Origin of the sequence: Sporanaerobacter acetigenes DSM 13106 (assembly GCF_900130025.1) — a bacterium.
Taxonomy (GTDB): domain Bacteria; phylum Bacillota; class Clostridia; order Tissierellales; family Sporanaerobacteraceae; genus Sporanaerobacter; species Sporanaerobacter acetigenes.
In genome coordinates this window covers 1-23,127 of the sequence record NZ_FQXR01000007.1, presented here as the reverse complement: position 1 = coordinate 23,127, position 23,127 = coordinate 1, and the positions used below count along the sequence as shown (strand labels likewise).

The 23,127-nt window shown below is 29.8% G+C and carries 28 protein-coding genes; all 28 read right to left on the bottom strand.

Features of this window, described 5'->3' with window-relative positions; all coding sequences use genetic code 11:
* Positions 1 to 20 precede the first annotated feature (20 nt).
* Complete coding sequence (ispG, locus tag BUA21_RS08305; protein WP_072744359.1) at positions 21 to 1,076, bottom strand: flavodoxin-dependent (E)-4-hydroxy-3-methylbut-2-enyl-diphosphate synthase; 1,056 nt, start codon at positions 1,074 to 1,076, stop codon at positions 21 to 23.
* Between the two features lie 5 nt (positions 1,077 to 1,081).
* On the bottom strand, positions 1,082 to 2,098 hold the full coding sequence (rseP, locus tag BUA21_RS08300) for an RIP metalloprotease RseP (protein ID WP_084604213.1): 1,017 nt from the start codon (positions 2,096 to 2,098) through the stop codon (positions 1,082 to 1,084).
* A 16-nt stretch (positions 2,099 to 2,114) separates the two neighbouring features.
* Positions 2,115 to 2,894 (bottom strand): phosphatidate cytidylyltransferase, encoded by a 780-nt coding sequence (locus BUA21_RS08295; RefSeq protein WP_084604212.1) that lies wholly within the window; start codon positions 2,892 to 2,894, stop codon positions 2,115 to 2,117.
* Positions 2,895 to 3,644, bottom strand: coding sequence for an isoprenyl transferase (locus tag BUA21_RS08290; protein WP_072744358.1), 750 nt, complete (start codon positions 3,642 to 3,644; stop codon positions 2,895 to 2,897). It lies immediately after the preceding gene.
* Positions 3,645 to 3,735: 91 nt separating this feature from the next.
* Complete coding sequence (gene frr / locus BUA21_RS08285; RefSeq protein ID WP_072744357.1) at positions 3,736 to 4,293, bottom strand: ribosome recycling factor; 558 nt, start codon at positions 4,291 to 4,293, stop codon at positions 3,736 to 3,738.
* Between the two features lie 3 nt (positions 4,294 to 4,296).
* Positions 4,297 to 5,013: a UMP kinase gene (gene pyrH / locus BUA21_RS08280; RefSeq protein ID WP_072744356.1), complete on the bottom strand. Its 717-nt coding sequence runs from the start codon at positions 5,011 to 5,013 to the stop codon at positions 4,297 to 4,299.
* 101 nt (positions 5,014 to 5,114) lie between these two features.
* The gene (gene tsf / locus BUA21_RS08275) at positions 5,115 to 5,762 is read right to left on the bottom strand and encodes a translation elongation factor Ts (RefSeq protein WP_072744355.1); all 648 of its coding nucleotides are present in this window, start codon (positions 5,760 to 5,762) and stop codon (positions 5,115 to 5,117) included.
* 80 nt (positions 5,763 to 5,842) lie between these two features.
* Positions 5,843 to 6,550 carry a 30S ribosomal protein S2 gene (gene rpsB, locus BUA21_RS08270; protein ID WP_072744354.1) on the bottom strand — a complete coding sequence of 236 codons (708 nt, stop codon included), beginning with the start codon at positions 6,548 to 6,550 and terminating at the stop codon, positions 5,843 to 5,845.
* 135 nt (positions 6,551 to 6,685) lie between these two features.
* On the bottom strand, positions 6,686 to 7,129 hold the full coding sequence (locus BUA21_RS08265) for a DUF6115 domain-containing protein (RefSeq protein WP_072744353.1): 444 nt from the start codon (positions 7,127 to 7,129) through the stop codon (positions 6,686 to 6,688).
* Between the two features lie 14 nt (positions 7,130 to 7,143).
* A complete protein-coding gene (locus BUA21_RS08260) occupies positions 7,144 to 7,461 on the bottom strand; it encodes a hypothetical protein (protein ID WP_072744352.1) in 318 nt (105 codons plus the stop codon).
* A 12-nt stretch (positions 7,462 to 7,473) separates the two neighbouring features.
* Entirely contained in the window at positions 7,474 to 8,856 is a 1,383-nt protein-coding gene (locus BUA21_RS08255) for a DUF342 domain-containing protein (protein WP_072744351.1), read from the bottom strand.
* A 14-nt stretch (positions 8,857 to 8,870) separates the two neighbouring features.
* A complete protein-coding gene (locus BUA21_RS08250; RefSeq protein ID WP_072744350.1) occupies positions 8,871 to 9,617 on the bottom strand; it encodes a FliA/WhiG family RNA polymerase sigma factor in 747 nt (248 codons plus the stop codon).
* Between the two features lie 25 nt (positions 9,618 to 9,642).
* Complete coding sequence (locus BUA21_RS08245; protein WP_072744349.1) at positions 9,643 to 10,125, bottom strand: chemotaxis protein CheD; 483 nt, start codon at positions 10,123 to 10,125, stop codon at positions 9,643 to 9,645.
* 1 nt (position 10,126) lies between these two features.
* Positions 10,127 to 10,741 (bottom strand): chemotaxis protein CheC, encoded by a 615-nt coding sequence (locus tag BUA21_RS08240; RefSeq protein ID WP_072744348.1) that lies wholly within the window; start codon positions 10,739 to 10,741, stop codon positions 10,127 to 10,129.
* Between the two features lie 13 nt (positions 10,742 to 10,754).
* Positions 10,755 to 11,189, bottom strand: coding sequence for a chemotaxis protein CheW (locus BUA21_RS08235; protein ID WP_072744347.1), 435 nt, complete (start codon positions 11,187 to 11,189; stop codon positions 10,755 to 10,757).
* A 14-nt stretch (positions 11,190 to 11,203) separates the two neighbouring features.
* Complete coding sequence (locus BUA21_RS08230) at positions 11,204 to 13,198, bottom strand: chemotaxis protein CheA (protein ID WP_072744346.1); 1,995 nt, start codon at positions 13,196 to 13,198, stop codon at positions 11,204 to 11,206.
* A 3-nt stretch (positions 13,199 to 13,201) separates the two neighbouring features.
* Positions 13,202 to 14,248 carry a protein-glutamate methylesterase/protein-glutamine glutaminase gene (locus BUA21_RS08225; RefSeq protein WP_234973697.1) on the bottom strand — a complete coding sequence of 349 codons (1,047 nt, stop codon included), beginning with the start codon at positions 14,246 to 14,248 and terminating at the stop codon, positions 13,202 to 13,204.
* 9 nt (positions 14,249 to 14,257) lie between these two features.
* Positions 14,258 to 14,923 carry a PilZ domain-containing protein gene (locus tag BUA21_RS08220; RefSeq protein ID WP_072744344.1) on the bottom strand — a complete coding sequence of 222 codons (666 nt, stop codon included), beginning with the start codon at positions 14,921 to 14,923 and terminating at the stop codon, positions 14,258 to 14,260.
* A gap of 1 nt (position 14,924) precedes the next feature.
* On the bottom strand, positions 14,925 to 15,815 hold the full coding sequence (locus BUA21_RS08215; protein WP_072744343.1) for a MinD/ParA family protein: 891 nt from the start codon (positions 15,813 to 15,815) through the stop codon (positions 14,925 to 14,927).
* 1 nt (position 15,816) lies between these two features.
* A complete protein-coding gene (locus tag BUA21_RS08210) occupies positions 15,817 to 16,890 on the bottom strand; it encodes a flagellar biosynthesis protein FlhF (RefSeq protein WP_072744342.1) in 1,074 nt (357 codons plus the stop codon).
* Positions 16,890 to 18,914, bottom strand: coding sequence for a flagellar biosynthesis protein FlhA (flhA, locus tag BUA21_RS08205; RefSeq protein WP_072744341.1), 2,025 nt, complete (start codon positions 18,912 to 18,914; stop codon positions 16,890 to 16,892). Before flhA ends, BUA21_RS08210 begins: the two co-directional genes overlap by 1 nt.
* Before the next feature lie 13 nt (positions 18,915 to 18,927).
* Entirely contained in the window at positions 18,928 to 20,016 is a 1,089-nt protein-coding gene (gene flhB, locus BUA21_RS08200; protein WP_072744340.1) for a flagellar biosynthesis protein FlhB, read from the bottom strand.
* 5 nt (positions 20,017 to 20,021) lie between these two features.
* Positions 20,022 to 20,792: a flagellar biosynthetic protein FliR gene (gene fliR / locus BUA21_RS08195; protein ID WP_234973696.1), complete on the bottom strand. Its 771-nt coding sequence runs from the start codon at positions 20,790 to 20,792 to the stop codon at positions 20,022 to 20,024.
* Positions 20,793 to 20,818: 26 nt separating this feature from the next.
* Positions 20,819 to 21,088: a flagellar biosynthesis protein FliQ gene (gene fliQ / locus BUA21_RS08190; RefSeq protein ID WP_072744338.1), complete on the bottom strand. Its 270-nt coding sequence runs from the start codon at positions 21,086 to 21,088 to the stop codon at positions 20,819 to 20,821.
* 14 nt (positions 21,089 to 21,102) lie between these two features.
* The gene (fliP, locus tag BUA21_RS08185) at positions 21,103 to 21,861 is read right to left on the bottom strand and encodes a flagellar type III secretion system pore protein FliP (RefSeq protein ID WP_084604209.1); all 759 of its coding nucleotides are present in this window, start codon (positions 21,859 to 21,861) and stop codon (positions 21,103 to 21,105) included.
* Positions 21,845 to 22,369, bottom strand: coding sequence for a flagellar biosynthetic protein FliO (locus BUA21_RS08180; RefSeq protein ID WP_072744337.1), 525 nt, complete (start codon positions 22,367 to 22,369; stop codon positions 21,845 to 21,847). The genes fliP and BUA21_RS08180 overlap by 17 nt, the downstream gene beginning before the upstream one ends.
* Positions 22,370 to 22,372: 3 nt before the next feature.
* On the bottom strand, positions 22,373 to 22,735 hold the full coding sequence (locus BUA21_RS08175; RefSeq protein ID WP_072744336.1) for a response regulator: 363 nt from the start codon (positions 22,733 to 22,735) through the stop codon (positions 22,373 to 22,375).
* A gap of 29 nt (positions 22,736 to 22,764) precedes the next feature.
* Positions 22,765 to 23,127: flagellar motor switch protein FliN (gene fliN, locus BUA21_RS08170; RefSeq protein ID WP_072744335.1), on the bottom strand; the 363-nt coding region annotated here is incomplete at its 5' end.

Sequence of the window (23,127 nt, the reverse complement as noted above, 5' to 3'; positions counted from 1 at the left end):
AGATATTTGATTTATCAAATTTACATTTTTTCAATTTCTTTAATCAATTCTTCAATTAATTCTTTTTCTTTTACTTTTTTTATTATTTCACCATTTTTAAAAATAAGGCCACAGCCTTTACCTCCAGCAATTCCAATGTCAGCTTCTCTAGCCTCACCTGGCCCATTGACAGCACAGCCCATAATAGCAATCTTTAAAGGCCTGTGAATTTCCACTTTGTTAAGTCTTTCCTGTACTTCTTCTACTAATTTTATTAATTCTATTTGAGTTCTCCCACAAGTTGGACATGAAATAATTTCAATTCCATCATTTAATAAATTTAAAGATTTAAGTATTTCTCTACCTACTCGTACTTCTTCAACTGGGTCTCCCGTCAAAGAAACTCTTATTGTATCCCCTAATCCCATGGCTAATAACGCTCCTATTCCTACAGAAGACTTAACTGTACCATTCCATAAAGGTCCAGCTTCAGTTATACCTAAATGAAAAGGATAATCTACATATTCTGCCATTTTCATATATGACTTTATAGTCAAAGATACATTTGTAGCTTTTAGTGAAATTTTTATATTGTTAAAATTCATATCTTCTAATATTTTTATGTTCTCTAAAGCACTATAAACCATTGAATTTTCATTTACTCCGTCATACTTTTCTAATGCTGTTTTGCTTAATGAGCCAGAATTTACTCCTATTCGTATAGGTATATCTCTTTCTTTGCATATTTTTACAACTTCTTTGACTCTTCCTTCAGAGCCAATATTGCCTGGATTTATTCTTAAACAATCTACACCATTTTTTACTGATTCTATAGCCAATCTATAATCAAACTGAACATCAGCAATAATAGGTATATTTGTTTCTTTTCTGATTTCTTTTATTGCTAAAGCTGCTTCCATATCAGGTACTGCTATACGAACAATATCACAATGTGCTTCTTCAAGTGCTTTTATTTGTTTTACAGTACTTTTAACATCTCTAGTGTCAGTATTCGTCATAGACTGAACAGAAATAGGGCTATTTCCCCCTACTTCCACATTTCCAACTTTTATCTTAATAGTTTTTCTTCTATCCATTTATATCACCTTCTAAATAATTGAAATCTAACTATATCTGAATAAGTAACAAATACCATCAAAGCTAAAAGTAATACAAATCCAATAAAATGTACAAAACCTTCTTTTTCTGGATTCATTGGTTTTCCTCTAAACAATTCAATTAACAAAAATAATATTCTACTACCATCTAGTGCTGGTATAGGCAACAAGTTAAAAAATCCTAAATTTACACTAATAAACCCAAGTAAATACAATACATTTATGAAACCATATTTTGCTGCTTCCCCTACTGTGTAAATAACTCCAATAGGACCTGATAAATCATCTGATTTTACCTGACCTCTGAAAAGCATCCTCAAAAACTGAAACATTAATCCCAATACTGTACCTGTAGTTTCAAATCCATTTTTTACAGAAGAAATAAAACTCTTTTCTGATTTAGGTACTATTCCGATGATAACTTTCTTACTTTCTTCATCATATTTCGGTCTTAGCACAAAATCTACATTTTTCGAATTTCTAATCACAGTAATATTCATATCTTTTTTTGAGTCACTATTGCTAATTTCTTTAACTATAGACTTCCAATTTTTTGTTTCAATATTGTTTATTCTTATGATTTTGTCTCCTGTTTTAATGCCAACTTCATATGCAGGTGAGTCCTTAATTACTTCATCTATGACCGTCGTTGGAGTACCAGTATTATAAGCAACTATTGTAAATACAACTATAGCTAATATAAAATTCATTATTGCACCTGCAGCTACTACTAAAATTCTGGCCCATGCAGGCTTTTTATTAAAACTACGAGGATCATCAGAACTTTCATCTTCGCCTTCCATTCTAACATATCCACCAATTGGAAAAGCTCTTAAATAGTAATCTGTCTCTTCACCTTTTTTATGAAAAAGCTTGGGACCCATTCCTATTGAAAACTCATGAACTTTGATTCCTACCATTTTTGCAGTGATAAAATGTCCAAATTCATGAACTACTATCACAAGCATAAATACAAATATAGCTGATAATGCTGTAGTCAATTAATACACCACCTATCTACAATAAAAAATATTTTACATAATAATATACTATTGGTGCAGTAAAAAGTATGCTATCAAATCTATCTAAAATACCACCATGACCAGGCATAATATAACCATAATCTTTAATACCAGTAACGCGTTTTATTCTTGAAGCAGTTAAATCTCCCAATTGTGCCATTATAGAAGCTATAATTGATAATATTATTATTTTCCATATGGGGCCTAACTCAAAATATTTAGCAAAAATTATAGATAAAATTAAACTTCCCAATATTCCTCCTAAAGAACCTTCTATAGTCTTATTTGGACTAAGTTTAGGACACAATTTTTTCTTACCAAATAGATTCCCAAATATATATGCAAAAGTATCCGTTCCCCAAGCAGTAATGAATATTAGCCAAATATACTTAGTATTGTCTAAATATGTTATATGAAACATGAGAAATGGAACGTAGAGAATTCCCATTAAAGTCAATGCTATGTCTTTTACATCCATATCCTTATCAAATACAAATATCAATAGAGAAGCTATTATGCTCATAAAAAAAGCAAAATCTAAATCAGCCCACTTGATATTTATAACATCCAAAAACAGAATAATACAAAATAAGTACCCAAGAATTTTTATAGTTCTATAACCTTTCTTATCTAATGCCTTATAAAATTCATATGTTCCAACTAAAGATACAAAAAGAATTCCAATATCTAATATTAAACCACCTTTAGAAGCTATCAGTATAAGTAATAACACTCCAATAAGTCCACTTATACTCCTAATAATTAATTCTTTCACTTAAATTCCCCCATATCTTCTATCTCTTTTCTGATAGTCTATAATTGCCTGATAAAAATTTTCTTCTCTAAAATCTGGCCAATATATATTAGAAAACCAAAATTCTGTATAAGCAATTTGATATAACATGAAATTGCTTATTCTCAATTCACCGCTAGGTCTTATCAATAAATCAGGATCTGGCTGACTTATTGTGTAAAGATACTCTTGAAAATTTTCTTCAGTTAAATCTTCTATCTCCATTTTACCCATTTTCACATCTTTTAAAATATTCTTTACACCTGTAACGATTTCATTTCTTCCACCATAATTTAATGCAATGTTTAAAACCATTTTGTTGTTATTTTTTGTTAGTTCTACTGCCCTTATGACTTCTTCTCTTGGCAATTTGGGTAAACCGTCTATGTTTCCTAATGTTTTTATCTTAACATTATTTTTATTTAAATTGTTTAGTTCCATTCTCAAATATTGAACTAACAACTTCATGAGTCCATTTACCTCTTCTTCTGGTCTTTTCCAATTTTCTGTAGAAAAGGCATAAAGAGATAAGTATTTTATACCTAAATTTGAAGCAACTTCTACAATTTCTTTGACTCTTTCCATTCCTTCTTTATGACCTGCCGTTCTAGGTAAATGCTTTTTTTGTGCCCACCTACCATTTCCATCCATTATAATTGCTACATGGGAAGGTAATTTATCCTTATCTATTTGTGATTTCAATTCTTCTATAACTACTTTTCTATCTTGCATATCAATTTCCTCCAATTATTTAAACTTATTAAAACCCCTTCTCTTTTAAAGAAGAAGGGGTTTTAATAAAAGAGTAAATATTAAATAATTTTTAAACTTCCATCAATTCAGCTTCCTTCTTTTCAGTCAATTCATCTACTTCCAAAATATATTTATCTGTTATTTCTTGAATCTCATCTTCCGCTATCTTTCTATCGTCTTCACTAATTTCTTTGTTTTTTTCCATTTTTTTTAATTTGTCATTTGCTTCCCTTCTACTATTTCTAATGGCTACTTTAGCATTTTCCGCACTTTTTTTAACAATCTTTACAAGTTCTTTTCTTCTATCTTCGGTTAATTGAGGAATAGGGAGTCTTATCAATTTTCCATCATTGGAGGGGTTTAAGCCCAAGTCAGACTTTAATATAGCTTTTTCTATTTGAGGCACAGTATTAACATCCCAAGGTTGAATAACCAATAGTCTTGGTTCTGGTGCTGAAACACTTGCAACTTGATTTAAAGGCGTTAAAACGCCATAATAATCAATACTTATTTTATCTAATAACGCTGGATTAGCTCTTCCAGCTCTGATACCTATAAGCTCATCTTTGTACACACTTATAGTTTTTTTCATCTTTTCTTCAGCCTCTTTATGAACATCTAAATACATACATCACTCCTCCTTTACTTCAGTACCTATTTTTTCGCCTAAAACAACCTTTACAATATTGTCAGGTTTGTCAATACCAAATACTATTAAAGGTATCTCATTATCCATACAAAGAGACGTAGCGGTAGAATCCATAACTCCTAATCCCATATTTAGTACATCTATATATCTTAATTGTTGAAATTTTTTAGCATTGTAATTTTTGTGAGGATCTGAATCATAAACTCCATCGACACCTTTCTTAGCTAGAAGTATTACATCAGCTTCTATTTCAGCTGCCCTCAGTGCTGCTGCAGTATCTGTGGAAAAATATGGATTACCAGATCCGGCTGCAAATATGACTACTCTTCCTTTTTCTAAATGTCTTATTGCCTTTCTTCTAATATAAGGTTCTGCGATTTGCCTCATTTCAATAGCACTTTGAACTCTAGTAATTACATTTATCTTTTCTAGCGCATCTTGAAGTGCAAGAGCATTTATAACAGTACCTAACATCCCCATATAATCAGATGTTGTTCTATCCATTTCCTTTGCACTTCTTCCTCTCCAGAAATTGCCGCCTCCTACAACTATTGATACTTCTACACCTATCTCTTGAAGTTTTTTTATCTCTTCAGAAATATTCACAATTGTATTTTCATCTAGTCCAAATCCTTTTTCACCTGACAATGCTTCTCCACTAAGTTTTAATACTACTCTTTTGTACTTGGGTTCCACCATATTAACACTCCCTACATTATATATTTCTACATAAAAATAAATTTTCCTCTTAATTCTTCAATTTATTTAAATGGAGAACAACTTTGTGTTCTCCATTTAAATTACATTTTCATTTGTTTTGCAACTTCTTCAGCAAAATCTTCTTCTCTTTTTTCTAATCCTTCGCCTACTTCGTATCTAACAAATCTTCTTATTTTTATATTTTCTCCAATTTTTGAAATCTTTTCATTCAATAAATCTTGAACTTTAATACTAGGTTCCTTAATGAAAGGTTGTTCCAACAAACATATTTCTTCATAGAATTTTTCAAGTCTTCCTTCTACAATTTTGTTTGCAACATGTTCAGGTTTGCCTTCATTGATTACTTGTTGAGTTAAAACTTCTCTTTCTCTTTCAACCTCATCAGTTGGAACATCTTCTTTTGAAACATATTTAGGATTTGAAGCAGCAACTTGCATAGCCATATCTCTTACAAATTGTTTGAATTCTTCATTTTTAGCAACAAAGTCTGTCTCTGTATTTACTTCAACTAAAACACCAATTCTGCCATTGTGTATGTATGCATCAACAAGACCTTCTGCAGCAATTCTTCCTGACTTTTTAGCTGCTTTTGATAATCCTTTTTCTCTTAATACATCTATAGCCTTCTCAATATCACCATTAGTTTCTTCTAATGTCCTCTTACAATCCATCATTCCAGCACCTGTTCTTTCTCTTAATTCTTTAACTAATGAAGCAGGTATAGCCATATTATCCCTCCTAATCATATTAAGTAAAAAGGTAAGAGCAGTAAGGGACTAATCCCTTATGTAACCCTTACCTTCCAAATTTACTCTTCTACTATTTCCATTTGTTCGCCTTGTCTTCCTTCTATAACTGCATTTGCAATGGTTTCAGTAAGTAGTTTCACAGCTCTTATAGCATCATCATTTCCAGGTATTACATAATCAACTTCATCAGGGTCACAGTTAGTATCTACAATAGCTACTACTGGTATACCTAAAATTTTTGCTTCTCTTACAGCAATTCTTTCTTTTCTTGGATCTACAACAAACAATACATCAGGAATTTTATCCATTTCCTTGATTCCACCAAGAAACTTTTCAAGTCTTTCAGTTTCATGTCTCAATTGGATTACTTCTTTTTTAGGCAACACATCAAATATGCCATCTTCCTCCATTTTGTTTAGCTCATGAAGTCTATCAATTCTTTTTCTGATTGTCTTGTAGTTAGTCAACATTCCACCTAACCATCTTTGATTTACATAATGCATACCACATCTTTTAGCTTCGGATTCAATAGCTTCTTGTGCTTGTTTTTTAGTACCTACAAATAATACTTCACCGCCATCTGTAGAAACCTCTTTAACAAACGCATAAGCTTCTTCAACCTTATCTACAGTTTTTTGTAAATCAATAATATATATTCCATTTCTTTCCGTGAATATATATTCAGCCATTTTAGGATTCCATCTTCTAGTTTGATGTCCAAAATGAACGCCAGCTTCTAATAAACTTTTCATTGTAATAACTGACATTTAATTCACCTCCTGTTTTATTCCTCCATCCTCTTCATTTTTTTAGGAAACCATTTGGCACAATCCCAAAAATCAAAGAATGTGTGTAATCACTTTAGTAGTATAACATAGACTTTTAATTTAATCAATAATAAATTATTTAACATATTTATTATTTTCATTCATATTTAAAATTATATCAATCTCTCTTACTCCTCTTCCTAATTTTTGGGCTATCTCTTTGTTATTTAAGCCAATTCCATTTAAAGTTAAAACTTTTTCAGTCAAATCTTCGTTATTATTGAATTTATCAGATACATTAAATAGATTGATTTTATTTTTTTCTTCTACTTCATGATCATCTATATCAATATATTTTACTTTTTCACTATTATTATTTATCTTGACAATAGTTGAATCAACCAAGGATTCTATATTATCCATAAGCTCTGTAGAACAGCGTCTATATTCATTTATGTCAGAATACATTCCAACTATTTCATTATACCTTTCTTCTTCACTTTTATTTATTTTTTTTATATATATAAGTGATATAATAACTAAAAAAATTCCTATTATCAATAAAATTCTATATATCATTTTCTAACTCCCCATCAAATTCTAATATCAATATTTTTGCCAAGCTTATTGTTTTCATCTTTTTCATCTTGTTTTTGATTGATACCTTTTTTATTTTTTTGATTTTGAGAATTTTGATTTTTGTCTTGTTTTTTATGCCTTACATCAATTTTCGTTTCTTCACTTTTGTCTGCGTTTTTTACTCGATTTAAATCTCTCTCAATTTTATTTTCCTGTTGTACAAAATTTTGTTGCAATTGAATTTTAGTTTTATCATTTTCCATCTGCCTTATTTTTGTCAATTCTTGTGCCTTTGGTACTAATGTATTGAAATCAACAGGCTTAATTGACATTTAAATCACTCCTTAAAAAGGTCCAACTTTCACTTCACCCTCATCACTATAGAATGTACAATGACTCATCTCGTCCCTTATAAACATAATGCTATTTCCTATTACTATTTTTACCCCTGGATATATAGTTTCTTGAACTTTTATTTTACCCGAAGAAATATTACTCAATTGAGATTTTATAACAATATATTCTCTGTTTAAATTATTCAAATTTTCTTCTATCTCTATTTTAGTGTGTATTAGTTTTTCGTATAACATTTTCTTTTCTTCATCTATTCTATTTTCCTTGATCATATTCTCTAAAATAAGTAGTGATTGGTCAATTTTATTTATATTCTCTTTACTTGAATTAATGTTTTCTTCTAATTTCTGAAATCTTAACTTTAATTCTGGATCAAGACCAACTTCTAATACTGTCGCAGTTGCCATTCTAGAACCTATAGTCTGGGCATATATTTCTCTTCTGGCTCTACAAATTCCCCCAACAATGAGCCCTTTCTTTCCAATAACCTTTATATCTCCTCTACATGTTACTTCGCTATGCATTATTGCTTCAGCTGTCAAGTTTTTATTACAAAAAATAAAAGAATTTTCAATAAATTTAGAAGTCAAATTACCACCAGAAACAACTTTGCCACTATTATATCCCTGTATTCCTTGTCTAATCAAAATATCCCCATTGCTCTCTAAAATAGCACCCTCTACTACACCCGAAACTTCGATATCTTCCTGAGCTTTAACCTGAAAACCATTTACTATATTTTCTTTTACTTTTATAGTTCCATTAAAATAGATATTTCCTGTAGAATTATCGACTGCGTCTAATTCCAACACATCTAAAACTACTATTTTGTCACCACCAAATTTTACTTGTCCGCCTTTTGTGGCTATTAATAACAATCCATCATCTGATACTTTTACATTCTTACCATACTTAAAAAAGGGCGTTTTGCCTGGTTTATATGGTATACTTTCACCAGTAACTTTAGTTCCATTTTTCCCTTCCTTCGGCAATATTATTTCAGCTAACACATCTCCTTCCTTTACATTGTTTACTAAATTTAATTCTCTATAATCAACAGAACCATCTTTATTTATTTTAGGAGCTATTTTTTTATTTTCTTTAAAATAATATCTAATATATCCATCTTGACCATCTTCTGGTGGAAGACCTTTTGCTATGCATAAACTCTCATTATAAATTTTGTTGGATATCATATTTTTTACTGTATCTTGATTAAGTCCTATTTTAATGAACTTATTTATTTCTCTCATTACTTCTTCATATGAGATTTCTTTCTCAATAGAATCTTCCTCAATTGCTAATGTTAAATAAGCCTCTAAACCGTCTCTACTCAAATCCAAGAGTATACTTTTTTTAGAATTTAAATTCACATAAATCCCCCCAATTAATCTGAATTTATACCTTTTTTTATAAGATAATTTTTTATTTTCAAAATAGATTTACTATGTATTTGTGAAATTCTAGATTCAGATAAATTCAAAATATTACCTATTTCCTTGTATGTTAGCTCATCATAATAATATAAAGAAATTATTAACTTCTCCTTTTCTGGAAGCTCTTCAATTGCTTCAATTAAATTTCCTTGTATTTCACTTTTTTCATAAATAAACTCTGGAGAATCTAAATCACTTTTAGATTCTAATACTCCATGGCTTTTATCTGTCAAAAACTCTTCTAATGATATCATGTTAAATGTTGAAATATCAGATAATAAATTTTCCACTTCATCAATACTAATATCCATATAGCTGGACAATTCTTCATTTGATGGTGTATGTCCCAATTTGTTTTCTAATTCTAACATAGCTTTTTGAACTTCTTTTGCTTTTTTCCTTAGAGATCGAGGAATCCAGTCAAGTTTTCTTATATTATCTATAATAGAACCTCTTATTCTTATCTGAGCATAAGTTTCAAATTTAATATTCTTATCTAAATCAAATTTATCTATGCTATCAATTAATCCTAATACTCCATACCCTACTAAATCATCAAATTCAACTTTGCTTCCATAAAAATTATACATCCTGCCAGCCACAATCTTTACTAACGGAATATATTTAACAATTAATTCTTCTTTAAGTTCTTGATTACTAGTTTCCTTATATTTTTCCCATAGCTCCTCAGTAGTCATAAATTAAACCTCCCATACGAAGAAACTATATAATTTGAGTACCATGTCCAATAGTTTTAACCAATAGAGAACCATCTTCGGAATTTAACTCTATAGTCCGTCCATAATTGCCGCCTGTGTCCTCACTGACAATTGGTATATTTAATTCCTTTAGTTTCTTCTTGGTGGCAATAACATTTCTCTCTCCAATTTTTAATACATCATTGTTGGAATTAAAAGAAAACATTTGGGAACCACCAGCTATTTTGGCTTTTATATTTTTTTTATCAGCGCCAATATTAATCATTTTTTCCAATAACAATTCTATTCCAGTATCAGCAAATTTTGCTTTATTACTATTATTTTTTATCTCTTCACTAGATGGCAGCATTATATGTACTAAGCCTGCAATCTTATTTTTCTTGTCAAATAATGCTATCCCCACGCAAGATCCTAATCCTAGAGTCGTCAATAAACCAGGAGTTTTTGCAATATTTAAATCAGCCATGCCAATTTTTATAACATTCATCTCAACATACTCCTAAACTTTTTAGTAGTTTTTCAAAGGAATCAATTTCAGGTATCATAAATAAATTTCCTGATACTGTCTTATTTCCTTCTTCAAATTCAGTTTCTATTAATATAACATTATCAGCTATATATCCAAATTGTATAGCTGGTACACTTAATATGGCACCCGCCATATCTATAGCTAGTGAAGGAATAGAAACTATCAATTTCATTCCAGTTAAGGCACTTAGAGAGTTTATATATGAGGATGCCAATATATTTCCAACCTCAGATAATGCCGACATATCCATTTCATCTAATTCATTTGAGTGATTGTCTCTATTAAACAATATGTTTGTTAAATTTTTAGCACTATCTAAATTCAAAACAAACATAATGTTACCTACTATTTCTCCTGTCATTTCGAAATAAATTCCTACAACTGGTATTTCTTCTCCTCCAAGTACAGCTGGCACATCTTTAAATTCTAATATTTTTACTTTTGGCACATTCATGTCTACTCTTTTAGAAATCATTGTGGCAAGTGCTGTTGCAGCATTTCCCGATCCAATATTCCCTAATTCCTTTAAGACATCAAGCATAACATTGTTTAAATTATCTATATCTAATGTCATGACAACACCTCATCTATTCTAAATCTAACAATCGTTCCAAATCCAATAAAATAACCAATCTCTCTTTATCTTTCCCAATGCCATTTATATATTCCTTAAATTCATTGCTTCCTGTTGCAGGTGGCTTGTCTATATTGTCCTTATTAATTTCAAGAACTTCGGATGATGTATCAACAATAAGCCCTACAACAATTTCCTCGTATGATACAATGACTATTCTAGTATTGTGATCAATATCTTTGGGTTTTAATCCAAGTTTTATTCTTAAATCCATTATAGGAACAACTTCTCCTCTTAAATTTACAACACCTTTGATATAATTTGGCGCATTAGGAACCCTGGTATAATTTTGAAATTTTTCTATGGATTGAACATTGTCAATATTTAACCCATAATACTCATTGTCCAATTTAAATATAACATATTTATTTTCAATATCAGTAGTCATTTTTATCCCCCTCTCTAGAATAGTGAATTCACATCTAATATTAGAGATATTTTCCCATTTCCAAGTATAGTGGCCCCTGCCGAGTATTTTATATTAACTAAATATTTGCCCAAAGGTTTGATTACAATTTCTTGTTGCCCTATAAGTCCACGAACTATAAGTCCTGCTTGCTTATCTCCTTTTCTTACAACTACTACTGTCAATTCTTCAGTATCATCTTCTTCAACACCCATTATGCGATTCAACCTAACTATTGGCAAAGTTTTATCTCTATATAAAATAATCTCTTGACCTTGAATATCTCTTATACTGTTCCTTTGTATACTTGTAATTTCCGATATAGAACTCAATGGTATAGCATATATTTCATCACCAAGTTCAACCAACAAAGCTTGTATTATAGCTAATGTTAAAGGTATTCTGATGATAAATTTAGATCCTTGTCCTTCATAAGTTTCAACTTCTATAGAGCCATTTATAGATTCTATTTTGCTCTTTACTACATCTAATCCTACGCCCCTACCAGATACATCTGATATTTTATCTGATGTACTAAATCCTGGCCTAAATAATAGATCTATACATTCCTCCTTAGTGAAATTTTCTGATTCTTTTTCGGTTATAACTTCTTTCTCTATAGCTTTTTTCTTAACTTTTTGATAATCTATACCTTGTCCATCATCTTGGACTTCTATGACTACATTGTTGCCATCAGGATAAGCTTTCAATTTAACTGTTCCAAATTCATCTTTCCCAAGTTTAATTCTTTCATCTGGATGCTCAATTCCATGATCAATGGAATTTCGTATTAAATGTATTAATGGATCTCCTATTTCATCAATAACAGTCCTATCAACTTCTGTTTCTTCACCTGACATCTCTAAATTTATCTCTTTATTTAATTCTTTTGACAAATCTCTAACCATTCTAGGAAATCTGTTAAAAACTCTTTCTATAGGTACCATTCTTACCTTCATAACTGCATCATGAAGACTTGTAGTAATCCTTTCTAGGTATTCAATAGCTTCATTCATATCTTCTTTGCTTGATGCTTCACTCATATCTTCCATTCTTGTCTTAATTATAATTAACTCACTAACTAAATTCATTAAATTATCTAATCTGTCAATATCAACTCTAACTGTTTTACCAACTTTATTTGTTCTAGTGGTTGTAGACATATCTGCTTTAGCTTTTTCAGTTTTGTTTTCTTCTTCAAGTTTTGTTTCCTTTACTTTAGTCTCTACATTTAGAGTATCAATTTCATCTATAGGACTTACTTCTACTTTTTCAATTTCAGAAATATTGTAGATTTCTTTTTGTATCTCTTCTTTTGAAATTTCTGTAACAATCATTAAGGAAAACTCAAAATTAAACTTTTCATCTTCTATATCTTCTACTGAAGGCTTTGATTGTATTATTTCTGCAAAGCTCTCAACAGTATTAAAAATAATAAAAGCTCTTGCAGACTTAAGCATACAACTCTCACTTAGTCTTATATTTACTTTATAAACATTTAATTTGTTTTCCTTTGCCTTATTTATAGCATTTACAAGATATTCATCAAATACTTCAGCAGTACTAGAGACTGATTTCTCTGATTCCTCAATTTTTTCATTGCCTGAATTAAAAATACTTTTTAGCTTTTCAATAATTTCCAAATGTTCATCATCATTTTCTTTGCCATTTTCACCAACATAATTTACTGAAAAATCAAGGGCATCAAAACATTCAAATAGTATATCTATTACTTTTGTTGTTGCTTGTATTTCGTCACTCCTTATAGCTTGCAATACATCTTCCATATCATGAGTTAAATTGGCCATATTGGTAAACCCCATAGTACCAGCCATTCCCTTTATAGTATGAGCTATTCTAAAAAGTTCATTTAACAATTCTTTGTTATTCGTATCTTTTTCTAAATTAAGTAATATATCATTCATGTTTTGTAAATGTTCTTTAGATTCTTCCACAAATACATCTAAATATTGATTAATATCTAGATCCATAAATTACACCCCCACTCTATTGATAATCTCGTCTCCAATTTTATCTAAAGGTAAAACCAAATCTACACTTCCAGTGTTTATAGCAGATTTGGGCATTCCAAATACTATGCAACTCTTTTCATCTTCAGCTATAATATAGCTGTTTGCTTTCTTCATTTCTACAATCCCCTTGGCACCATCAGAACCCATACCAGTTAAAATAATACCAAGCTTATTTATATTGTTAAGTTTAGATACTGATTCCATTAAAATATCTGCTGCAGGCCTCAATCCAGATATTGGTGGATTTTTATCTAGCCTTACAATGTAATCCCTATTTTTTTGTATTACACTCATATGAAAATCTCCAGGCGCTATGTAACAACAACCTCTCATGAGCTTTTCCCCATCTTCACCTTCTTTCACCTTAATATGAGAAAGAGTATCTAATCTATTTGCCAATGATTTGGTGAAACCTGGTGGCATATGCTGAACTATAACAATAGCAGCATTTATGTCTTTAGGTATTTTAGGTATTACTTGTTGTAAAGCTCTAGGACCCCCAGTAGATGTTCCTATTGCAACGATGGCATCAAAAGATTCTTTATCATACTTGGTCTTTGAAATCTTTAATTCTCTTTTATATATAGCTTTTCCCCCACTTATTTTATCATCAATTTTAAGATTTGATTTAGAAACAATTTTAATTTTTTCAATAAGTAAATCTTGTTTTATCTCACTGCTTACATTAAAAACATTTTTAGGCTTTTGTACAAAATCTACAGCACCTATCTCTAAAGCTTTTAGCGTTAAATCTGCTCCTTCAGTAGTTAAACTACTTAGCATTATCACTGGAATTTTATACTTATTTACAATTTCTCTTAAAGTCTCAATTCCATCCATAACTGGCATTTCAATATCTAATGTAATAACATCCGGATTTAAAATTGGTATTTTTTCCAAGGCTTCCTTTCCATTGCGTGCCAATCCCACGACTTCTATTTCTTTGTCGATTTCTAAAATATCTTTTATAACTTTTCTTATAAATGCGGAATCATCTACAATCAACACTTTAATTATTTAAATCATTCCCTTTTCTATAAGTTTTCTTTCTTCCCTAAAAATAAACCTGACAATAGTTTCCCTATCTTCTTTTTTTATGTTAATAAAATTAATTCCTACTTCATACATATAATTTAAATTATCAATTTTTTTCACCCTTACAATTTCACCAGAAGTTGAAATAATCATATCATTTATTTTAAGTAAACATTTTATTTCATCCCCTACAGAATGATTAAAATTACACATAATTCTTATACCATTTCCACTTAAATCTTTTGAAATACATTTTTCTTCAATAGTTCTTGTTTCAGAACCCACTTTCAAGTTGTAATATTTTGTAACAGGTATATTAATATTGAAACGATAATACTGTCTTTGCTGTAGCCTATAAACTTCACTTATCTTCTTGATTTTTAATTTATATATCAATTTATCTTCTCTACTCAATATTTCAGCTTTAAACATGTACCTCCCTTTATTTTCCTTTATATAGACGATTTTTATTATATCTCCTATGTGTAGAGGAACAATGGTATTTTTATGTATTGGCCCACTAATTATATATATATCATCATTAATAATATCTAGTATCTGACTCGGATAAACTTGAGCTTTTTTTTGGCTTTGTTTAATTATTTCAATTCTTTCTCCAATATTTAATTCTTCTTTATCTAAACTCATTTCAGCCATCCTTTCTTAAAAAAAGTTCTTTCAACTTTTGAGAAAAGCTCTTGTCTTTTTTAATTTCTACTTCTTCTTGATTTGCGAATTTTAAAGCAATAATATTTATTTTTTTTGATACAGAACTATTTGGATTCGATAAAACAAACGGTCTTTGATTTCTTACAGCATTAGAGACTATACTGCTACTATTGATGAAGCCTAAAAAATCAACACTTGTTTGTAAAAATTTGTTAGATACAGTGTTTAACTTATTAAAAACTTCATCAGCTTCTTTCTTGTTTTCTGACATATTTACCACAATTTTTACTTTATTCTTATAATTATACATAGTCAATGCTTTCAGTAGAGCATATCCATCAGTTAATGAAGTAGGATCTGGGGTTATTACAAGTACAACTTCATCAGAAGCCATTAAAAACTTCATAACATTATTATTTATTCCTGCTCCTGTATCAATAATTATAAAATCAGAGTAATATTCAAGTTTTTCTATTTCAACTATAAATCTATTCAAATTATCTTCATTAAATGAAGATAATTCTTTTATACCTGAACCTCCTGATATTATTTTAATACCTTTTGGTCCTTCTGTCATTATTTCAAAAATACTTTTATTTTCAGTAAACAAATCAGAAATCGTATGTTTTGTAATAGTACCAGCAATTATATCTACATTTGCCAGTCCAATATCAGCGTCTACTACAACTACTTCGTATCCCAATTGTTTTAAAGATATGGCTAAATTAATTGTAAAGTTAGTTTTACCAACTCCACCTTTGCCGCTGGTTACAGAAATTATTTTAGCTTTAGATGTTTTAGTAGAAATATCTTGTTTTTCCTGTGTGATTTTATCCATTATTTTTCTTAATTTTTCTGCTTGATCTGCCATATTAGTTCTCTCCAATCAATTTATAAGCAACTTCTTCAATATTGGCAATCTTAATGTCATCCGGAACGTTTTGTCCCATAGCAAAATAAGAAAGAGAATTGTTTGTTTGAAATTTGACATTCAAAATATTCCCATATGTTTCAGCTTCATCTAATTTTGTAAATATTATTTTATAATTTTCTATATAACCATATTGATTAATTATGGACTTTAAAGTAAAGTAATCAGTAGCCATGCTGAGTACTAAAAAAACTTCCTTGTTTTTTACAGAATTTATTAATTCTTGAGTTTCATTTTTCTGAACTATGTCTTTATGACTTCTCCCTGCTGTATCTACAAGTATAATATCATTATCTTTTAATTCAGCCATAGCTTTATATATTTCTTCAGGTTTATAAATTATTTTTAGTGGAAGCTTTAATATTTCACTGTAAGTTCTCAACTGTTCAACTGCTGCTATTCTATAAGTATCAGCAGTTATTAAACCTATATTATGATTCCCATCAATAACTAGCTGAGCTGCAATTTTTGCAAGAGTCGTAGTTTTTCCTACTCCTGTTGGTCCTATAAAAAAAATAACTTTAGGTATATCTATTATATCAATTGGTTCTGGTTTGCCTAGGTATTCCATTATATTATAAGAAACGATTTTTTTGATTTCTTCTTCACTTTTTTCATTAAAATTTACTTGTTCTCCTATTTTATATAATATAGTTGTAGCTATATTATAATCAACTCCATTTTTTATAAGCTCATCTCTATATCTAATTAAATTTTCATCAATTTCCTTTTCATCAAAATTTTCATTTATTGCTACTCTCTCAACTAAGGTTCTTAATTTTTTTATTTCTGAATTTACCTCATTCAAAAAAATTTCATTTTCATTTTGCCTAGATTTATTTTCTTTTTCATCAATAGCTGCAATAACTTCAACTAAAGGTTTCTTAAAAAAACCAAGGATACCTTTTTGCCTTATAGTTCTTGTATTTAAAATTACAGCTTCTGAACCAAGTTCTTTCTTTAGTTTACTCATGGCTTCTTGAGTATTTGCCCCTATATATTTTCTCACTTTCATTATAGACTCACCATCCCTACAGATTGAACTTCAATAGAGGGCTCAATTTCATTATATGATAGTACAATTAAATCCCTTGTAACCTGTTCAGTTAATCTTTTATAGTATAAACGCACTATAGGAGCTGTTAAAATAATAGGTTGTTCCCCAATAGATGTAAGTCTCTGAACGGATTTTAATGTGCTATTTATTATTGTCTGAGCTGTATTGGGTTCTATAGATAAATAAGAACCTGTTTCAGTTTGATTAATTGATTTCATAATAAGTTCTTCTACTTCACTATCTAGAGTAACTACTTTCAACTCACTGTTATCTACATATTTATTTGTTATATACCCAGATAATCTCTGTCTCACATACTCAGTCAATAAATCTGTATCTTTTGTAATTGTAGCATAATCTGCCAATGTCTCTAATATAGTCACCATGTCTCTAATACTTATTTGTTCTTTAAGTAAATTTGATAATACCTTTTGAATTTCTCCTAAAGATAGTAGTTTTGGCACAACTTCATCTATTACTGCTGGATACTCTTCTCTCACATTATCAATAAGCATTTTGACATCTTGTCTTCCTATCAATTCAAAGGCTCTTTCTTTAATGATTTCAGTTAAATGTGTGGCTATAACAGATGGTGGATCAACTACAGTATATCCTAAAACTTCTGCTTTTTCTCTTTCTTTATCTGTTACCCATTTAGCAGGCAATCCAAATGCAGGTTCTACGGTGTCAATGCCCTCTAATTCACCTTCTGCAGTTCCAGGATTCATGGCTAAATAATGATCAAATAATACTTCTCCTTGTGCTACATCAACACCTTTTATTTTAACTATATATTCATTTGGATTTAACTGAATATTATCTCTTAATCGCACTATAGGTACTACAAGACCCAATTCCATCGCTATTTGCCTTCTAATCATGACTATCCTATCTAATAAATCCCCTCCTTGATTTACATCTGCTAGAGGTATAAGACCATAACCAAATTCCAATTCTATATCATCAATTTTTAACAATGACATAACATTTTCTGGCTTTCTCAATTCTTCTGATTCTGATTCTTCTACAGGAGGCTCTTCTGATTCTTCTTTTACTTTCTTTTTCATTGAATATCCTAAAAAAGCAAACAAAAGGCCCATTACAATGTATGGAGTTCTAAGAGGTGTAAATATTCCTAAAAACATAAGAACTCCTGATATGACAAACATTATTTTTGAATTGTTTCCAAAAAGTTGATCTATTAAATCTCGTCCTAAATTAGATTCAGAAGCTGCTCTTGTGACCACTAAACCTGTTGCTGTTGAAATGAGCAGTGCGGGAATTTGACTGACAAGACCATCACCTACTGTAAGAAGAGTATATTTATTTAGTGCTTCTTTGAATGACAAATCTTTAGAAACCATGCCTATAACAAGACCTGCTCCAATATTTATAAAAGTAATAATAATACCCGCAATTGCATCCCCTTTTACAAATTTTGTAGCGCCATCCATAGCACCATAAAAATCTGCATATTGTTGCACTTCTTTTCTTCTTTTCCTTGCCTGTTCTTCTGTAATAAGCCCAGAATTCAAATCTGCATCTATTGCCATCTGTTTACCAGGCATAGCATCTAATGTAAACCTTGCAGCAACTTCGGCCACTCTTTCTGCTCCCTTTGTTATAACTACAAATTGAACTATCATAATTATCAAAAAAACTATAAATCCTACAGCTACATTTCCCTGTATAACAAAATTTCCGAAAGTCTCAATTACTTTACCTGCATCTCCATCTTTTAAAATACTTCGTGTAGTTGAAATATTTAGGGCCAGTCTATAAACTGTAGAAAGTAGTAACAATGATGGAAAAATAGATATTTCTAACACATCTTCAGTATACATGGATAACAACAATATCAATAATGCTAATGAAATATTTAAAGTCAAGAGTATATCCAAAGTCCATTTAGGCACGGGCACAATAATTATAATTATTATTGCTATAACTGCAATGGCTACAATTAAATCACCAAATTTCATATTCAATATCCCCCTAAATCTCATCTTTCATGCTATATACATATGCCAATACTTCTGCTACCGCTTCATACAAATTTTCAGGTATCATATCTCCAATTTCTACAGTCTCATAAATTGTCCTAGCTAGAGGTTTGTTTTCTACAATTGGAATACTATTTTCACCAGCTACCTTCTTAATATTTTCAGCAATTAAATCCACACCTTTTGCCACTATAAAAGGGGCAATATATAGATCTTTATCATATTTTAATGCAACAGCTATATGAGTTGGATTTGTAATGATTACATCAGCTTTAGGTACATCTTGCATCATCCTGGAAAATGCCATCTTTCTCTGTATTTCCCTAATCTTTGACTTTACAATTGGATCGCCTTCTGTCTGTTTATATTCCTCTTTTAATTCTTGTTTTGTCATCATTAAATTTTTCTCATACTCTCTCCATTGATAAAAATAATCTAGAACAGCTAAGAAAAATAGTACACCAACTATTCTCATACCAAATTCAAAGGATAATTTTGAAAAATTGACTAGCATATCTTCAATTTCCATATTTCCTAAATTTAATATTGTATTAATCTTCTTTTTAAAAAATCCGTAAGTAGCATAGCCAATAATCAATATTTTTAGCGAAGATTTTAATAGCTCCATAAGGGCTCTTTTAGAAAATATTCTCTTGAAACCCTCTATGGGATTTATCCTATTTAGCTTTGGCTTTAATGGCTTTGTCGTAAATAAAAATCCAATTTGCATATAATTTGCCATAAGTCCAGCAGCAAAAGCTACTAATACTACAGGAGCTGTAACCTTCAAAAAAATAGCTATTATAGATAAAAAATTAACTCTCATATTATCCATTACAAACAAACCATCAAGATTCTCAATTAAAGAAAAAGTATATGACATGAATTTCATCAAGTTTTCAAACATATATTTTCCAAAAATTTTTATACCTAAAAATGATAACAATAGAATAAATGCAGATGAAATTTCTCTGCTCTGAAGAATTTGTCCCTCTTCCCTAGCGTCTTTACGCTTTTTGGGTGTTGCCTTTTCAGTTTTTTCTGCATCTGCAAACAATTGCAATTGTATATTATATTTCATTTATATCATCCTTTAACGAAGGACTTGAAAAACACATAAATTTCCTTTATCATTTTATCAAATACATTTCCTGTAAATTTATTAAAAATTGGAAGTGATACAGCAATAATTAACAAACCTACTACAATTTTCAATGGCATACCTACTACAAAAACGTTCATTTGTGGTATGGTTCTTGACAATACTCCTAATAATATATCAATTAATAGCATAGTTACAACTATAGGGACAGATATTCTAAAGCCTAAACTAAAAGTTTTGCCAAGTATACTTATTAATTGATACGCAGTAGCTTCACTTATGTAAAATTTACCTATAGGTATATATTTGTAACTATCCACCAAAGCTTTAATAATGACATGATGGCCATTGGTAATAAGCAAAATTAAAAAAGACAATATATAATAAAAATTTCCCATTACCGGTACTTGTATTTTGTTCTGTGGATCAATTACATTTACCATACCAAACCCAATTTCCATATCTATTATTTGTCCCAAAATATAAAAAGTACTAAAAAAAGCATAGCTTATAAAGCCTATTATAATACCTACCATTAGTTCTTTAACTATAAGAACCACATAATTCGTATCAACTTGATTCAAAAAATCTACTTTTAGTGTTGTTGTCAATAGCAATGAAAATATAAAAGAAAATCCAATTTTAAGTACATTGGGCACATTTTGAGAACTGAATAAAGGTGAAAAAATAAATATTCCAGATACTCTTACAAATATTAGTAAAAATAGCTGATATTTATCAATTAAGATACTCATCATATAATCCATATTTAGCACCTATTTCATTGTATATATAAATTAACATTCGTAAATACTTCTGTAGTAAACTCAGTTATTGCTCTTAAAATCCATGGTCCAAATATAATCAGTGATAAAAGTACAGCAATTATCTTTGGAACAAATGCCAATGTAGCTTCTTGAATTTGAGTAACTGCTTGCAAAATACTTACCAACAACCCAACAATCAGGCTAAATCCCAGCATTGGTGCAGTTACAATCAAAATTGTCCTAATTGCATCTTGAGCAAGTTTTAGCACATCTCCCTGATTCACATAGATCACCTCAATTATTTAAAACCTAAAACTAGAGATTTGGCAATTAAATTCCAACCATCAACTAATATAAACAACAAAATCTTAAATGGTAGAGAAATTATTACAGGTGGCAACATCATCATTCCCATTGACATTAACGTACTTGATACAACCATATCAATAACTAAAAAAGGTATATAGATTACGAAACCAATTTCAAATGCTGTTTTCAATTCACTTATGATAAAGGCTGGAATTATAACTCTATCTGGTATTTCTTTTAAATCTTTTACATTGTCCATTTTAGCTACATTCATAAATAAAGCTAAATCCTTATCTCTTGTTTGTTTAAACATAAATTCTCTCACAGGCTCCATAGCTCTTTTATAAGCTACTTCTTGATTTATTTCTTCTTTAAGAAAAGGTTGAATTGCATTATCATTAATCTGACTACCTATAGGAGCCATAATAAAAAACGTTAAAAAAAGAGCTAGTCCAATTAGTACTTGATTTGGAGGAGTCTGTTGAAGTCCAAGAGCATTCCTTATGAAAGACAATACTATTATTATTCTAGTAAAACTTGTCATCATAATGAGTATAGATGGTGCAAGAGTTAGTACTGTCAATAATATAAGTATTTGTATTGAAGTAACATAGTTCTCTGGATTTTTTGAATCTTCAATTTTAACTGTCTTCCCAAAAAGCGGAATTTGTGACTGCGCATAAGTTAGATTTGAAAAAGTCAATACTAAAATCAGTGTAAATATTATAATACTAATTGTCCTCTTCATTTTTTTCGTCTTCCTTACCTGTATTTAGATTAGTATGATTTACTTTTTTGAAAAATTCTTTTATTTTTTTTTGTAAATCATAGTTGTTAATTTCTTTTGAATTTTTAGTCATATAGTCATTTAAATATTTATCAAAAGTATCTTTATTTTGATTCTTAAGAAACTCTTCTACATATATTTTATCAATTAGTACAGTTTGATTGTTATTGATAGCTATTACATAAATAAAGTTAGAAACTTTAGCTAATATAATTCTATTATTTAAACCCAAATTAACAGAATCTATTATTTGTACATACTTACTTTTAAACATCCTCTGAGATTTTTTAGCCACAAATTTTGTTCCATAAAATGCAATCAATATTATAAATACTAAAATCAAGATATATGAAACTATCTTTAAAATCATTTCTGCATATCCAGTTTGACCCTCCTTAGCACTAATAGCATAGACTAGATCAGGTATTATACAAATAGCAAAACTTATAGACCAAAATTTTTTTCCCATTTATTATCCCAGTACCTTCCTAACTGCCTCTATAACTCTATCTGCCTGGAATGGCTTAACAATAAAATCTTTTGCTCCAGCTTGAATTGCTTCTATAACCATAGCTTGTTGTCCCATAGCAGAACACATGACAATTTTAGCACTTGAGTCTATTTTCTTGATTTCTTTTACAGCTTGTATTCCATCTACTTCAGGCATAGTTATATCCATAATAACTAAATCAGGATTCAATTCCTTATATTTTTCAATAGCTCTTGCACCATTTTCAGCCTCACCTACTACATCAAAACCATTTTTAGTCAATATGTCTTTTATCATCATTCGCATAAATGAAGCATCATCAACTATTAATATACTATTAGCCATATTTTATTCCTCCTTAACTATATTTTTAATTAATAATTAGTTTTATTGTATGGATTTACAACATCCGTTATCCTGATACCAAAATTATCATCTATTACAACAACTTCTCCTTTTGCTATGAATTTTCCATTTGCATATACATTTAGGGGTTCTCCCACCAGTTTGTCCAATTCAATGATTGTTCCTGGACCATACTCTAATATCTCACCAATCTTTTTAGTAGTTCGCCCTAATTCTGCAGTTAATTCTACGGGAATTTCTCCCACCAATTCGATAGATTCATTATAGCTAAATTTAGTTTCGTTGTCAAAGGTTTCAAATACTGGTTTTTTAACAGTTACAGCACTATTTTCTTTTCCTTGTATCCTATTTGATGAAATGTTCTCATCTTC

What these genes read in the sequence shown, in the direction of transcription:
- fliR (WP_234973696.1), bottom strand. Translation starts at nt 20,792, where the DNA reads ATGAGTATCTTAATTGATAAATATCAGCTATTTTTACTAATATTTGTA.
- BUA21_RS08215 (WP_072744343.1), bottom strand. Translation starts at nt 15,815, where the DNA reads ATGGCAGATCAAGCAGAAAAATTAAGAAAAATAATGGATAAAATCACA.
- BUA21_RS08245 (WP_072744349.1), bottom strand. Translation starts at nt 10,125, where the DNA reads ATGAATGTTATAAAAATTGGCATGGCTGATTTAAATATTGCAAAAACT.
- BUA21_RS08250 (WP_072744350.1), bottom strand. Translation starts at nt 9,617, where the DNA reads ATGACTACTGAGGAGCTATGGGAAAAATATAAGGAAACTAGTAATCAA.
- flhA (WP_072744341.1), bottom strand. Translation starts at nt 18,914, where the DNA reads ATGAAATTTGGTGATTTAATTGTAGCCATTGCAGTTATAGCAATAATA.
- flhB (WP_072744340.1), bottom strand. Translation starts at nt 20,016, where the DNA reads ATGAAATATAATATACAATTGCAATTGTTTGCAGATGCAGAAAAAACT.
- BUA21_RS08210 (WP_072744342.1), bottom strand. Translation starts at nt 16,890, where the DNA reads ATGAAAGTGAGAAAATATATAGGGGCAAATACTCAAGAAGCCATGAGT.
- BUA21_RS08235 (WP_072744347.1), bottom strand. Translation starts at nt 11,189, where the DNA reads ATGACTACTGATATTGAAAATAAATATGTTATATTTAAATTGGACAAT.
- ispG (WP_072744359.1), bottom strand. Translation starts at nt 1,076, where the DNA reads ATGGATAGAAGAAAAACTATTAAGATAAAAGTTGGAAATGTGGAAGTA.
- fliP (WP_084604209.1), bottom strand. Translation starts at nt 21,861, where the DNA reads ATGAAGAGGACAATTAGTATTATAATATTTACACTGATTTTAGTATTG.
- BUA21_RS08175 (WP_072744336.1), bottom strand. Translation starts at nt 22,735, where the DNA reads ATGGCTAATAGTATATTAATAGTTGATGATGCTTCATTTATGCGAATG.
- BUA21_RS08290 (WP_072744358.1), bottom strand. Translation starts at nt 3,644, where the DNA reads ATGCAAGATAGAAAAGTAGTTATAGAAGAATTGAAATCACAAATAGAT.
- BUA21_RS08220 (WP_072744344.1), bottom strand. Translation starts at nt 14,923, where the DNA reads ATGAGTTTAGATAAAGAAGAATTAAATATTGGAGAAAGAATTGAAATA.
- BUA21_RS08240 (WP_072744348.1), bottom strand. Translation starts at nt 10,741, where the DNA reads ATGACATTAGATATAGATAATTTAAACAATGTTATGCTTGATGTCTTA.
- BUA21_RS08180 (WP_072744337.1), bottom strand. Translation starts at nt 22,369, where the DNA reads ATGGGAAAAAAATTTTGGTCTATAAGTTTTGCTATTTGTATAATACCT.
- tsf (WP_072744355.1), bottom strand. Translation starts at nt 5,762, where the DNA reads ATGGCTATACCTGCTTCATTAGTTAAAGAATTAAGAGAAAGAACAGGT.
- frr (WP_072744357.1), bottom strand. Translation starts at nt 4,293, where the DNA reads ATGTATTTAGATGTTCATAAAGAGGCTGAAGAAAAGATGAAAAAAACT.
- BUA21_RS08230 (WP_072744346.1), bottom strand. Translation starts at nt 13,198, where the DNA reads ATGGATCTAGATATTAATCAATATTTAGATGTATTTGTGGAAGAATCT.
- pyrH (WP_072744356.1), bottom strand. Translation starts at nt 5,013, where the DNA reads ATGGTGGAACCCAAGTACAAAAGAGTAGTATTAAAACTTAGTGGAGAA.
- rpsB (WP_072744354.1), bottom strand. Translation starts at nt 6,550, where the DNA reads ATGTCAGTTATTACAATGAAAAGTTTATTAGAAGCTGGCGTTCATTTT.
- BUA21_RS08265 (WP_072744353.1), bottom strand. Translation starts at nt 7,129, where the DNA reads ATGATATATAGAATTTTATTGATAATAGGAATTTTTTTAGTTATTATA.
- BUA21_RS08260 (WP_072744352.1), bottom strand. Translation starts at nt 7,461, where the DNA reads ATGTCAATTAAGCCTGTTGATTTCAATACATTAGTACCAAAGGCACAA.